We start from the raw sequence: 13,901 nt of genomic DNA, 5'->3' as shown, positions 1-13,901 counted from the left end.
ATGCGTCAGGGGGTGTAAAACAACGTAAAGTCATGGATTAGCGACGTCTGATGACGTAATTTCTGCCTCGGAGGTATTTAAACAATGAATAAAATCCTGTTAGTTGATGATGACCGAGAGCTGACTTCCCTGTTAAAGGAGCTGCTCGAGATGGAAGGCTTCAACGTGATTGTTGCCCACGATGGGGAGCAGGCGCTTGATCTTCTGGACGACAGCATTGATTTACTTTTGCTTGATGTCATGATGCCGAAGAAAAATGGTATCGACACATTAAAAGCACTTCGCCAGACACACCAGACGCCTGTCATTATGTTGACGGCGCGCGGCAGTGAACTTGATCGCGTTCTCGGCCTTGAGCTGGGCGCAGATGACTATCTCCCGAAACCGTTTAATGATCGTGAGCTGGTGGCACGTATTCGCGCGATCCTGCGCCGTTCGCACTGGAGCGAGCAACAGCAAAACAACGACAACGGTTCACCGACACTGGAAGTTGATGCCTTAGTGCTGAATCCAGGCCGTCAGGAAGCCAGCTTCGACGGGCAAACGCTGGAGTTAACCGGCACTGAGTTTACCCTGCTCTATTTGCTGGCACAGCATCTGGGTCAGGTGGTTTCCCGTGAGCATTTAAGCCAGGAAGTGCTGGGCAAACGCCTGACGCCTTTCGACCGCGCTATCGATATGCACATTTCCAACCTGCGTCGTAAACTGCCGGATCGTAAAGATGGTCACCCGTGGTTTAAAACCTTGCGTGGTCGCGGCTATCTGATGGTTTCTGCTTCATGATAGGCAGCTTAACTGCGCGCATCTTCGCCATCTTCTGGCTGACGCTGGCGCTGGTGTTGATGTTGGTTTTGATGTTACCCAAGCTCGATTCACGCCAGATGACCGAGCTTCTGGATAGCGAACAGCGTCAGGGGCTGATGATTGAGCAGCATGTCGAAGCGGAACTGGCGAACGATCCGCCCAACGATTTAATGTGGTGGCGGCGTCTGTTCCGGGCGATTGATAAGTGGGCACCGCCAGGACAGCGTTTGTTATTGGTGACCACCGAGGGCCGCGTGATCGGCGCTGAACGCAGCGAAATGCAGATCATTCGTAACTTTATTGGCCAGGCCGATAACGCCGATCATCCGCAGAAGAAAAAGTATGGCCGCGTGGAACTGGTCGGTCCGTTCTCAGTGCGTGATGGCGAAGATAATTACCAACTTTATCTGATTCGTCCAGCCAGCAGTTCTCAATCCGATTTCATTAACTTACTGTTTGACCGCCCGCTATTACTGCTGATTGTCACCATGCTGGTCAGTACGCCGCTGCTGTTGTGGTTGGCCTGGAGTCTGGCAAAACCGGCGCGTAAGCTGAAAAACGCGGCCGATGAAGTTGCCCAGGGAAACTTACGCCAGCACCCAGAACTTGAAGCGGGGCCACAGGAATTCCTTGCCGCTGGTGCCAGTTTTAACCAGATGGTCACCGCACTGGAACGTATGATGACCTCCCAGCAGCGCCTGCTTTCTGATATCTCTCACGAACTGCGCACGCCACTGACGCGCCTGCAACTGGGTACGGCGTTATTGCGCCGTCGTAGTGGTGAAAGCAAGGAACTGGAGCGTATTGAAACCGAAGCCCAGCGTCTGGACAGCATGATCAACGACCTGTTGGTGATGTCACGTAATCAGCAAAAAAACGCGCTGGTGAGCGAGACAATCAAAGCCAACCAGTTGTGGAGCGAAGTGCTGGATAACGCGGCGTTCGAAGCGGAACAGATGGGCAAGTCGTTTACAGTTAACTTCCCGCCGGGGCCGTGGCCGCTGTACGGCAACCCAAACGCCCTGGAAAGCGCGCTGGAAAACATTGTTCGTAATGCTCTGCGTTATTCCCATACGAAGATCGAAGTAGGCTTCGCGGTAGACAAAGACGGTATCACCATTACGGTGGATGATGATGGTCCTGGCGTTAGCCCGGAAGATCGCGAGCAGATTTTCCGTCCGTTCTATCGCACCGATGAAGCGCGCGATCGTGAATCTGGCGGTACGGGCTTAGGGCTGGCGATTGTCGAAACAGCTATCCAGCAGCACCGTGGTTGGGTGAAGGCAGAAGACAGCCCGCTGGGCGGTTTGCGGCTGGTGATTTGGCTGCCGCTGTATAAGCGGAGTTAAACTCCGCATTTGTAGGCAGGATAAGGCGTTACGCCGCATCCGGCGTTTGAGCAGAATGCCTGATGCGACGCTGATAGCGTCTTATCAGGCCTACTCTCCGGGGGTTATTTTCCCCACAACCGCCGTGAAAAATCTTCGATTTTGCCGCTCAGTCGGCGTTTCTGCATCGTCCGCGTCCAGCTTTTCGATAACCCGGCAGCGGAGAGTAAACGGTGATACTGCTCGTCATCAAACGGCATATGCCATGCGATGGCAGCAGCCTCCTGCACGGTCAAATCGCTGACACGGGAAACCAACTCCAGCGGCGCATCAGCAGATACCAACCCTGGCGCAATCACGCTATACAACCACCCCACTTTACCCGTGTTTTGCATCAACTGCGCTATATCGCTGATATCAAAATGGTAATTGAGTTTATAGCAAGGGGAGCGTGGCTGGCTGACCTGAATTAATGCCTCTCCCCAGCGGAAAATATCGCCAATATAAACATTGCTTTCCGTCAGACCGTCGGTTGAGAGATTTTCGCCAAACGCAGGCGCAACAAACAACTCCGCCTGTTCCGGAAATTCCCGCGCCCAGTAGAGATAATGCTCACGAGGATAATGACACAGCGCTCTGTCTGGCCCGCCGTGAACCTTCTTCTCCGCCTGCTCGTCACCTTCCAGCCCCAGCTCCGTCAGCATCAACTCACCATCGACCTGGATTTTGGCAATTGCGCTGGGTTTGCCTTCGGGATAAGCCTGAATCTTGCCTGTGTATACATCAACCGGATATCGCATCTGTTCCCTCTCCACGAGAAATTTCCCCATTAGACCATATTTATTTTATGTCAGGCGTGCTGTTTTCGCGGTATGTATCCAGGCAGGAGCTCAATCGCAAACCGGACGAACGTTAGTTCATCCGGCTGTGGGGATTAAGGAAGCAGGTTTATTTTACCGTGCCTAAAATTTCGATTTTCGCCACTCTGGCTTTGACTTTACGTGACCAGATAGAGGTAAGAATTGGCACCAGAATCGAAGTCACAATGACCGCCGTCGCGACCAGCGAAGTTGCTGCCGGAGCCATCGGTTTAAACGCAGGCACCATTTCAGCAATCAGCACAGGTGTCGCTACCGCGGCCCCTGCCGAACTGGAAGCGGCAATTCCGGCAGTGCCATCGCCACCGCCAATCAATTTATCGGCGATAATCAACGGAATACCGGTCACGATAATTACTGCCACACCCAACAGGATCCCCAGCAAACCTGTCTGGGCAATTACAGTCAAATCAATGGTATTGCCCAGCGCGAAGGCAAAGAATGGAATCAGCGTCTGCACCGCTTTGCTGAAAAATTCTCGTAATTCAGGGTCAAGGTTCCCAAGGGCAAAGCCCACCAGGAACGGTAATACTGCGCCGACGAAAACATGCGGTTCAAACGAGGCAATCCCGGCAGTGCCCAGAATAATCATCGTCATGAGCGGCCCGGACTCCAATGACATCAACACAAATGCCCCAGCTTCTTCTTTCGTACCGTACTGCTGCATGATGGAAGCGTAAAGTCCGCCGTTGGTCATATCCATCGCCGCCACCAGCGCCAGCGTTGAAAGTCCGGCAAAGAATCCAACTTCAACACCATGTTCCGGAATAATGCGCGAGGCAATTGCCGCAACCACCCACGCGACGGCAATTTTTGTTACCACCAGCGTACCGGATTTACGCAATACCGTTCCCGTCGCGCTTAATTTTATTGACGCCCCCATGCAAAAAAACCACACCGCCAGAATGGGCACCGTACCGGTAATCATCCCGTTGGTGAATGATCCAAAATATTTCCCCGCCCCCGGCGAGAAGGTGTGGCACAGTGCGCCAAGGAATAGCGGGACGAGCATCATCCCCCCCGGGATTTTCTCAATCGAGCGTTTTATCTGCATTTCCATCACCTGTCGGCATATTTTTAAGGGCTGATGCGTAATTCCTCAACGGAGCATCAGTGTTGATGAAAACGAAGATAGACATTCATTTAATCAATAAAAGTGATCAAAACCACATCAATTGAAACACTGTTTTATTTTTATCGGATCATTGTTTTTATTTTGAAATTGATCACAAAAAAACCACCGCCGTTGGCGATGGTTCATTTTTTAAGCTGATATGCGGCGTAAACGCCTCATTGCAGCAGGCGGCAAATGATTATTTTTTCGCCGCGAAACGTGCCGCTGCTTCGTCCCAGTTCACCACGTTCCAGAACTCTTTGATGTAGTCAGGACGGCGGTTCTGGAATTTCAGGTAGTAAGCATGTTCCCACACATCCAGGCCCAGAATCGGGAAGCCGGAAGCGCCAGAAATAGCTTCACCCATCAGCGGGGAGTCCTGGTTAGCAGTAGAAACCACCGCCAGTTTATCGCCTTTCAGCACCAGCCATGCCCAGCCGGAACCAAAGCGGGAAGCTGCCGCTTTCTCAAATTCTGCTTTGAAGTTATCAACGGAACCGAAGTCACGTTCGATAGCCGCTTTCAGGGCACCCTGTAAGGTGGTGCCTTTTTTCAGACCTTTCCAGAACAGGCTGTGGTTAGCGTGACCGCCAGCGTTGTTGCGCAGTACGGTTTTCTTGTCTGCTGGCAGCTGGTCCAGTTTGGTGATCAGCTCTTCAACCGGCAGGTTGGCAAATTCTGGCAGGCTTTCCAGCGCCGCGTTGGCGTTGTTGACGTAGGTCTGATGGTGTTTGGTGTGGTGGATTTCCATGGTCTGCTTATCGAAGTGCGGTTCCAGGGCATCGTAAGCATACGGCAGGGATGGCAGGGTATAGCTCATATTCATCTCCAGTATTGTCGGGCGGCCGATTGTTAATGCCGCGTAAGCAGTTGGTTCATTATAGTTAATTAAATGATATTGAAAATGATTATCAATGCCGTACTTTTCGTAAGGGTATGGTTTTGCAGAAAAATGCCCGAGATGTGAAGCAAATCACCCACTTAATGCCGTGATTGCCAGTAAATCGACAACGGCGGCAACAGGCGAAAGGTTAATCGACAGCACGATTTTTACACTCATCTCGTCGGAGATGTGACGCGGCGAAAAATGATGAGGATAAGAAGATGAGTAACGCGATTACGATGGGGATATTTTGGCATTTGATCGGCGCGGCCAGTGCAGCCTGTTTTTACGCGCCGTTCAAAAAAGTAAAGAAATGGTCATGGGAAACCATGTGGTCAGTCGGTGGGATTGTTTCGTGGATTATTCTGCCGTGGGCCATCAGCGCCCTGTTACTACCGAATTTCTGGGCGTATTACAGCTCGTTTAGTCTCTCTACGCTGCTGCCTGTTTTTCTGTTCGGCGCTATGTGGGGGATCGGTAATATCAACTACGGCCTGACCATGCGTTATCTCGGCATGTCGATGGGAATTGGCATCGCCATTGGCATTACGTTGATTGTCGGTACGCTGATGACGCCAATTATCAACGGCAATTTCGATGTTCTGATTAATACCGAAGGCGGACGCATGACGTTGCTCGGCGTTCTGGTAGCGCTGATTGGTGTAGGGATTGTGACCCGCGCCGGGCAGTTAAAAGAGCGCAAAATGGGCATTAAAGCCGAAGAGTTCAATCTGAAAAAAGGGCTGGTTCTGGCGGTAATGTGCGGCATTTTCTCTGCCGGGATGTCCTTTGCGATGAACGCCGCAAAACCGATGCATGAAGCAGCTGCCGCACTGGGCGTCGATCCACTGTATGTCGCTCTGCCAAGCTATGTTGTCATCATGGGAGGCGGCGCGATCATCAACCTCGGTTTCTGCTTCATTCGTCTGGCAAAAGTGAAGGATTTGTCGCTAAAAGCCGACTTTTCGCTGGCAAAACCGCTGATCATTCACAACGTGTTACTCTCGGCACTGGGCGGTTTGATGTGGTATCTGCAATTCTTTTTCTATGCCTGGGGCCACGCCCGCATTCCGGCGCAGTATGACTACATCAGCTGGATGCTGCATATGAGCTTCTATGTATTGTGCGGCGGTATCGTCGGGCTGGTGCTGAAAGAGTGGAACAATGCAGGTCGCCGTCCGGTAACGGTGTTGAGCCTCGGTTGTGTGGTGATTATTGTCGCCGCCAATATCGTCGGTATGGGCATGGCGAATTAATCTTTCTGCGAATTGAGATGACGCCACTGGCTGGGCGTCATCCCGGTTTCCCGGGTAAACACCACCGAAAAATAGTTACTATCTTCAAAGCCACATTCGGTTGAAATATCACTGATTAACAGGCGGCTATGCTGGAGAAGATATTGCGCATGACATACTCTGACCTGCCGCAGATATTGATTGATGGTCATTCCAGTCTGCTGGCGAAATTGCTGACGCAAAACGCGCTCACTGCACGATGCCTCATCACAAAATTTATCCAGCGCAAAGGGACTTTTCAGGCTGGCCGCCAGCCGGGTAATCAGCTTATCCAGCAACGTTTCGCTGGATGTTGGCGGCAACGAATCACTGGTGTAACGATGGCGATTCAGCAACATCACCAATTGCCCGAACAGCAACTCTGCCATTTCGTTAGCAAACGGCACATGCTGACTACTTTCATGCTCAAGCTGACCGATAATCTGCCGCGCCTGTGCCATCCCCATGCTACCTAAGCGCCAGTGTGGTTGCCCTGCGCTGGCGCTAAATCCCGGAATCGCCCCCTGCCAGTCAAGATTCAGCTTCAGCCGCTCCGGGCAATAAATAATATTCTGCAAAACCAGATCGTTAACGGAAGCGTAGGAGTGTTTATCGTCAGCATGAATGTAAAAGAGATCGCCACGGGTAATGCGATAAGGGCGATCGTTGAGTACATGCAGACCATTACCGCGCCAGACAATTACCAGCTCACAAAAATCATGTGTATGTTCAGCAAAGACATCTTGCGGATAACGGTCAGCCACAGCGACTGCCTGCTGGTCGCTGGCAAAAAAATCATCTTTGAGAAGTTTTAACTGATGCGCCACCGTGGCTACCTCGGCCAGAGAACGAAGTTGATTATTCGCAATATGGCGTACAAATACGTTGAGAAGATTCGCGTTATTGCAGAAAGCCATCCCGTCCCTGGCGAATATCACGCGGTGACCAGTTAAACTCTCGGCGAAAAAGCGTCGAAAAGTGGTTACTGTCACTAAATCCGCAGCGATAGGCGATGTCGGTAACGCTGGCCTCGCTGTGGCGTAGCAGATGTCGGGCTTTCATCAGTCGCAGGCGGTTCAGGTAACGCTGAGGCGTCAGTCCCGTTTTCTGCTTAAGCTGCCGATGTAGCGTACGCAGCGAAAGAGAAAATTGTTCCGCCACGGCATCCCAATTTACCTCATCGGCAAAATGGTCCTCCAGCCAGGCCAGAAGCAAGTTGAGACGTGATGCGCTGTTTTCCAGGTTCTCCTGCAAACTGCTTTTACGCAGCAAGAGCAGTAATTGCATAAACAAGATCTCGCGACTGGCGGTCGAGGGTAAATCATTTTCCCCTTCCTGCTGTTCCATCTGTGCAACCAGCTGTCGCACCTGCTGCAACACGCTGTGGTTAACGCGCCAGTGAGACGGATACTGCCCATCCTGCTCTTGTGGCAGCAACTGATTCAGCCCGGCGAGAAACTGAAATCGATCCGGCGAGCGATACAGCACATTGGTCAGACACAGATTATCGGTATGTTCATACAGATGCCGATCATGATCGCGTACGAAACAGACCGTCCCACCGGTGATGGTATAGGGCTGCCCATTAAACACATGAATACCCGTGCCATGTTCGACAATCACAATTTCATGAAAATCATGATGATGTTCAGGAAAATCCGCCTGCGGGAGCCGGGGTTCTATCGCCACGGACGCGTTACCAGACGGAAAAAAATCCACACTATGTAATACGGTCATACTGGCCTCCTGATGTCGTCAACACGGCGAAATAGTAATCACGAGGTCAGGTTCTTACCTTAAATTTTCGACGGAAAACCACGTAAAAAACGTCGATTTTTCAAGATACAGCGTGAATTTTCAGGAAATGCGGTAAGCATCACATCACCACAATTCAGCAAATTGTGAACATCATCACGTTCATCTTTCCCTGGTTGCCAATGGCCCATTTTCCTGTCAGTAACGAGAAGGTCGCGAATTCAGGCGCTTTTTAGACTGGTCGTAATGAAATTCAGCAGGATCACATTATGACCTTTCGCAATTGTGTCGCCGTCGATCTCGGCGCATCCAGTGGGCGCGTGATGCTGGCGCGTTACGAGTGTGAATGCCGCAGCCTGACGCTGCGCGAAATCCATCGTTTTAACAATGGCCTGCATAGCCAGAACGGTTATGTCACCTGGGATGTGGATAGCCTGGAAAGTGCCATTCGCCTTGGATTAAACAAGGTGTGCGAGCAAGGGATTCGTATCGATAGCATTGGGATTGATACCTGGGGCGTGGACTTTGTGCTGCTCGACCTACAGGGTAAGCGTGTGGGTCTGCCCGTTGCTTATCGCGATAGCCGCACCCATGGTCTGATGACGCAGGCACAACAGCAACTCGGCAAACGCGATATTTATCAGCGTAGCGGCATACAATTTCTACCCTTCAATACGCTTTATCAGTTGCGTGCGCTGACGGAGCAACAACCTGAGCTTATTCCACACATTGCTCACGCTCTGCTGATGCCGGATTACTTCAGTTATCGCCTGACCGGCAAGATGAACTGGGAATATACCAACGCCACCACCACGCAACTGGTCAATATCAATAGCGACGACTGGGACGAGTCGCTACTGGCGTGGAGCGGTGCCAACAAAGCCTGGTTTGGTTGCCCGACGCATCCGGGTAATGTCATTGGGCACTGGATTTGCCCGCAGGGTAATGAGATTCCGGTGGTCGCCGTTGCCAGCCATGATACCGCCAGCGCGGTTATCGCCTCGCCGTTAAACGGTTCCCGCGCTGCGTATCTCTCTTCTGGCACCTGGTCATTGATGGGCTTCGAAAGCCAGACACCATTCACCAATGACACGGCGCTGGCAGCCAACATCACCAATGAAGGCGGGGCGGAAGGTCGCTATCGGGTGCTGAAAAATATTATGGGCTTATGGCTGCTTCAGCGGGTGCTTCAGGAGCGGAAAATCAACGATCTTCCGGCGCTTATCGCCGCGACACAGGCACTGCCGGCTTGCCGCTTCACCATCAATCCCAATGACGATCGCTTTATTAATCCTGACGAGATGTGCAGCGAAATTCAGGCTGCGTGTCGGGAAACGGCGCAACCAATCCCGGAAAGTGATGCTGAACTGGCGCGCTGTATTTTCGACAGTCTGGCGCTGCTGTATGCCGATGTGTTGCATGAGCTGGCGCAACTGCGCGGTGAAGATTTCTCACAACTGCATATTGTCGGCGGTGGCTGCCAGAACGCGCTGCTCAACCAGTTATGTGCTGATGCCTGCGGTATTCGGGTGATCGCCGGGCCTGTTGAAGCCTCGACGCTCGGCAATATCGGCATCCAGTTAATGACGCTGGATGAACTCAACAATGTGGATGATTTCCGTCAGGTCGTCAGCACCACCGCGAATCTGACCACCTTTACCCCTAATCCTGACAGTGAAATTGCCCACTATGTGGCGCAGATTCACTCTACACGACAGACAAAGGAGCTTTGCGCATGACCACTCAACTGGAACAGGCCTGGGAGCTGGCGAAACAGCGTTTCGCGGCAGTAGGGATTGATGTCGAGGAGGCGCTGCGCCAACTTGATCGTTTACCCGTTTCAATGCACTGCTGGCAGGGCGATGATGTTTCCGGTTTTGAAAACCCGGAAGGTTCGCTGACCGGTGGGATTCAGGCTACTGGCAATTATCCGGGCAAAGCGCGTAATGCCAGCGAGCTACGTGCCGATCTGGAACAAGCTATGCGGCTGATTCCGGGTCCGAAACGGCTTAATTTACATGCCATCTATCTGGAATCAGATACGCCAGTCGCGCGCGACCAAATCAAACCAGAGCACTTCAAAAACTGGGTTGAATGGGCGAAAACCAATCAGCTCGGTCTGGATTTTAACCCCTCCTGTTTTTCGCATCCGCTAAGCGCCGATGGCTTTACGCTTTCCCATGCCGACGACAGCATTCGCCAGTTCTGGATTGATCACTGCAAAGCCAGCCGCCGTGTTTCAGCCTATTTTGGCGAGCAACTTGGCACACCGTCGGTGATGAACATCTGGATCCCGGATGGCATGAAAGATATCACCGTTGACCGTCTCGCCCCGCGTCAGCGTCTGCTGGCAGCTCTGGATGAGGTGATCAGCGAGAAGCTGGATCCTGCGCACCATATCGACGCCGTTGAGAGCAAATTGTTTGGTATTGGCGCGGAGAGCTACACGGTTGGCTCCAATGAGTTTTACATGGGGTATGCCACCAGCCGCCAGACGGCGCTGTGCCTGGATGCCGGACATTTCCACCCAACTGAAGTGATTTCCGACAAGATTTCCGCCGCCATGCTGTATGTGCCGCAGTTGCTGCTGCACGTCAGCCGTCCGGTTCGCTGGGACAGCGATCACGTAGTGCTGCTGGACGATGAAACCCAAGCGATTGCCAGTGAGATTGTCCGTCACGATCTTTTCGACCGTGTGCATATCGGCCTCGACTTCTTTGATGCCTCCATCAACCGTATTGCCGCGTGGGTCATTGGTACGCGCAATATGAAAAAAGCCCTGCTACGTGCGTTGCTGGAACCTACCACTGAACTGCGCAAGCTGGAAGCAGCGGGTGATTACACTGCGCGTCTGGCGCTACTGGAAGAACAAAAATCATTGCCATGGCAGGCAGTCTGGGAAATGTATTGCCAACGTCACGATACCCCAGTGGGTAGCGAATGGCTGGAAAGCGTGCGGGCTTATGAGAAAGCGATTTTGAGCCAGCGTGGGTAAACACTGCCGGATGCGGCGCGAGCGCCTTATCCGGCCTACGGGTCGTGCATCCGACAACACCGAATTTACAGGAACACAGAACATGCAAAACATTACCCAGTCCTGGTTTGTCCAGGGAATGATCAAAGCCACCACCGACGCCTGGCTGAAAGGCTGGGACGAGCGCAACGGCGGCAACCTGACGCTGCGCCTGGATGACGCCGATATCGCGCCTTATCACGACAACTTCCATGCACAACCGCGCTATATCCCGCTCAGCCAGCCCATGCCTTTACTGGCAAATACACCGTTTATTGTCACCGGCTCCGGCAAATTCTTTCGTAACGTCCAGCTTGATCCTGCGGCTAACTTAGGCGTCGTAAAAGTCGACAGCGACGGCGCGGGCTACCACATTCTCTGGGGGCTAACTCACGAAGCCGTTCCAACCTCTGAACTTCCGGCTCACTTCCTTTCCCACTGCGAACGCATCAAAGCCACCAACGGTAAAGATCGGGTGATCATGCACTGCCATGCCACCAACCTGATCGCCCTCACCTATGTGCTGGAAAACGACACCGCGCTCTTCACTCGCCAACTATGGGAAGGCAGCACCGAGTGTCTGGTGGTATTCCCGGATGGCGTTGGCATTCTGCCGTGGATGGTGCCCGGCACGGACGAAATCGGTCAGGCGACCGCACAGGAAATGCAAAAACATTCACTGGTGTTGTGGCCCTTCCACGGCGTCTTCGGCAGCGGTCCGACACTGGATGAAACATTCGGTTTAATCGACACCGCAGAAAAATCAGCACAAGTATTAGTGAAGGTTTATTCGATGGGCGGCATGAAACAGACCATCAGTCGTGAAGAGCTGATAGCACTCGGCCAGCGTTTCGGCGTTACACCACTTGCCAGTGCGCTGGCGCTGTAAGGAGCAAATATGATCCGCAAAGCCTTTGTCATGCAGGTTAACCCCGACGCCCACGAAGAGTATCAGCGTCGGCATAATCCAATCTGGCCGGAACTGGAAGCAGTGTTGAAATCTCACGGTGCGCATAACTACGCCATTTATCTCGACAAAGCGCGTAATCTGCTGTTTGCCATGGTAGAGATTGAATCTGAAGAACGGTGGAATGCGGTAGCCAGTACTGATGTTTGCCAACGTTGGTGGAAGTATATGACCGACGTTATGCCAGCTAACCCGGATAACAGCCCAGTCAGTAGCGAGCTGCAAGAAGTGTTTTACCTGCCTTAATGAGTTGCGGTGCCGGAAAATATCCAGCACCGCGCCTTCATCAGAAGAAGTATTTAAAGCGAACGCGTGCACCGTAACGGTCATCAGTATCATCACCGTGTTTTTTATCACCGTCGCTATCCAGAATGGAGTAATAAGTACCAAGGTAAATATTAAAGTTCTCCATATCCATCACATTAGCGAACTGATAAGACGCATGAATGGTGTGAATGGTGTACGTCCCTTCATCATCAATCCAGCAGTCGTTATCACAAACTACACCGCTGAATTCATCAATCTTATTGTGCGCGTAGATATAACCGAGCTCGAAACGTTTCCACAGCGCGTTAATCCCGGCAGTGAAATCTTTCTCATTATTAGCATCTAAATAGGCGGTATTAAGATTAACCACGACGCCATTTTCCGGATCCGTTTTCAGGCCATTCCAGGTCATGCTCATACCATAGCCGGTACGATCGGACTGATCGACAAAATTACCCTTGCTATCGGTATAACCATAAGCATTGTTTACCACGTTCGCTTCCATCGCTGCGGAAACGGTGAATTCTTCTGTCGGCGACCAGGCAATTACCGGACGCAGATAAGCAACATTTTTCTGCTGCTCCATATCGCGTCCATGATAATTACCGTCATTATATAAAGATGTTCCGTCTTCAAGTAACGTGTTTAATTCAAAATACCAGTTATCAAGTTGTTTGCTGACGAGGAAATTACCGCCAGCGTTAGAGCGCCCGCGGCCCTCTTTCATCATATAGATATAACCGCTGCCATCGTCATAAAGATCGTTCGCAGTATTACCGGAATGTTCAACAAAGGTATCCTGATTCAGCGGGAACATATCGTAGGCTTCAAAACGGCCTACTTTGACCTTCCAGTCGTTTTCTTTGCCAAAGAAGAATACCGCATCATCGATATTTACTGAACCGTGCATATCCCCCAGCGGTTGTGCGGAGAACCCGGCGAAATAACCATTATCCAGTTTTCGCATACCATCAAAACCTAACAGAATACGACCATTGAGATTCCACTGTTCATTAGTGGGATCGCTATTCACATCAGCGTTGGTCATTGCCAGAAGGCCATGATTACTTTCCGCATCCATATTAAATTCTACGTCGCCGTAGATTTTTAAATCGCCATAACCTGAAAGCAAAAGATTAGGTGAGGTGGCATTTTTCTTTGCAGATTCCGCCGTTGTCTGTCCATTTACCGGCGTATTGCCCTGGGCAGCCTTAATTTCGCGGATCTCAGCGGCTTGTTGTGTCTGCAGCTGTTTTACCTGCCCCTCTGCTTTTGCTGCCCGCATTTCTGCCGCTTCCAGGCGTTCTTCCAGCAATGCCATGCGTTGTTCCAGCGTTAAATGCTGTGTTTTTGCCATACCGGTACTACATGCCAATAATAAACCGATGGCTAAAGATAATGTCGATTTTTTCATTATTTACGTTCCCTGAAATAAAGGAGACCCTACGCTTTCCAAAAGGAATACGTATATAGAGAAATATAAGATGTGCACTTTCGAATTTTTAATCCAACTTCAGCAGGCCGATGGATAGTATCCCGCCGCATAATATGAGTAAATCCGCTGATTTCCTGGAACGTGAGGAATATAACAATAGTGCCGTTTTTAACTAAATATCGT

At 51.4% G+C, this 13,901-nt stretch carries 13 protein-coding genes; 7 read left to right on the top strand and 6 right to left on the bottom strand.

Going from position 1 to position 13,901, the window contains the following annotated elements; genetic code table 11:
* Positions 1-84 precede the first annotated feature (84 nt).
* Positions 85-783: an envelope stress response regulator transcription factor CpxR gene (cpxR, locus tag FQ015_RS15950; RefSeq protein ID WP_001033722.1), complete on the top strand. Its 699-nt coding sequence runs from the start codon at positions 85-87 to the stop codon at positions 781-783.
* The gene (gene cpxA / locus FQ015_RS15945; RefSeq protein ID WP_000580416.1) at positions 780-2,153 is read left to right on the top strand and encodes an envelope stress sensor histidine kinase CpxA; all 1,374 of its coding nucleotides are present in this window, start codon (positions 780-782) and stop codon (positions 2,151-2,153) included. The genes cpxR and cpxA overlap by 4 nt, the downstream gene beginning before the upstream one ends.
* A 104-nt stretch (positions 2,154-2,257) precedes the next feature.
* Here the strand turns inward: cpxA and yiiM are convergent, their stop codons facing one another.
* The 3 genes from yiiM to sodA form a co-directional block, all read right to left on the bottom strand.
* Positions 2,258-2,932, bottom strand: a complete 675-nt coding sequence (gene yiiM / locus FQ015_RS15940; RefSeq protein WP_088542127.1) for a 6-hydroxyaminopurine reductase — start codon at positions 2,930-2,932, stop codon at positions 2,258-2,260.
* A gap of 148 nt (positions 2,933-3,080) precedes the next feature.
* On the bottom strand, positions 3,081-4,064 hold the full coding sequence (gene kdgT / locus FQ015_RS15935) for a 2-keto-3-deoxygluconate transporter (RefSeq protein WP_001166064.1): 984 nt from the start codon (positions 4,062-4,064) through the stop codon (positions 3,081-3,083).
* Between the two features lie 259 nt (positions 4,065-4,323).
* Positions 4,324-4,944, bottom strand: a complete 621-nt coding sequence (gene sodA / locus FQ015_RS15930) for a superoxide dismutase [Mn] (protein WP_160524255.1) — start codon at positions 4,942-4,944, stop codon at positions 4,324-4,326.
* Positions 4,945-5,228: 284 nt separating this feature from the next.
* Here sodA and rhaT point away from each other — a divergent pair, with 284 nt between their 5' ends.
* Complete coding sequence (gene rhaT, locus FQ015_RS15925; RefSeq protein ID WP_000063508.1) at positions 5,229-6,263, top strand: L-rhamnose/proton symporter RhaT; 1,035 nt, start codon at positions 5,229-5,231, stop codon at positions 6,261-6,263.
* On the opposite strand, the gene rhaR is transcribed toward rhaT, so the two are convergent.
* A complete protein-coding gene (gene rhaR / locus FQ015_RS15920; protein ID WP_024180124.1) occupies positions 6,260-7,108 on the bottom strand; it encodes an HTH-type transcriptional activator RhaR in 849 nt (282 codons plus the stop codon). The two genes, rhaT and rhaR, sit on opposite strands and share 4 nt — an antisense overlap.
* 73 nt (positions 7,109-7,181) lie before the next feature.
* Positions 7,182-8,018: an HTH-type transcriptional activator RhaS gene (rhaS, locus tag FQ015_RS15915; RefSeq protein ID WP_160524254.1), complete on the bottom strand. Its 837-nt coding sequence runs from the start codon at positions 8,016-8,018 to the stop codon at positions 7,182-7,184.
* Between the two features lie 287 nt (positions 8,019-8,305).
* On the opposite strand from rhaS, the gene rhaB reads away from it, so the two are divergent.
* The 4 genes from rhaB (at position 8,306) to rhaM (ending at position 12,262) form a co-directional block, all read left to right on the top strand.
* A complete protein-coding gene (rhaB, locus tag FQ015_RS15910; protein ID WP_039021502.1) occupies positions 8,306-9,775 on the top strand; it encodes a rhamnulokinase in 1,470 nt (489 codons plus the stop codon).
* The gene (gene rhaA, locus FQ015_RS15905) at positions 9,772-11,031 is read left to right on the top strand and encodes an L-rhamnose isomerase (RefSeq protein WP_001330206.1); all 1,260 of its coding nucleotides are present in this window, start codon (positions 9,772-9,774) and stop codon (positions 11,029-11,031) included. The genes rhaB and rhaA overlap by 4 nt, the downstream gene beginning before the upstream one ends.
* A gap of 82 nt (positions 11,032-11,113) precedes the next feature.
* A complete protein-coding gene (gene rhaD, locus FQ015_RS15900; protein WP_032304219.1) occupies positions 11,114-11,938 on the top strand; it encodes a rhamnulose-1-phosphate aldolase in 825 nt (274 codons plus the stop codon).
* A 9-nt stretch (positions 11,939-11,947) separates the two neighbouring features.
* On the top strand, positions 11,948-12,262 hold the full coding sequence (gene rhaM, locus FQ015_RS15895; protein ID WP_000619493.1) for an L-rhamnose mutarotase: 315 nt from the start codon (positions 11,948-11,950) through the stop codon (positions 12,260-12,262).
* A gap of 40 nt (positions 12,263-12,302) precedes the next feature.
* Here rhaM and FQ015_RS15890 read toward each other — a convergent pair whose 3' ends face one another.
* On the bottom strand, positions 12,303-13,697 hold the full coding sequence (locus FQ015_RS15890) for a carbohydrate porin (protein ID WP_039021503.1): 1,395 nt from the start codon (positions 13,695-13,697) through the stop codon (positions 12,303-12,305).
* Positions 13,698-13,901: the final 204 nt, after the last annotated feature.

The organism is Escherichia sp. HH26CH (assembly GCF_009820205.1).
Classification (GTDB): Bacteria; Pseudomonadota; Gammaproteobacteria; order Enterobacterales; family Enterobacteriaceae; genus Escherichia; species Escherichia coli_F.
This window is presented reverse-complemented; position numbering and strand designations above follow the sequence as displayed.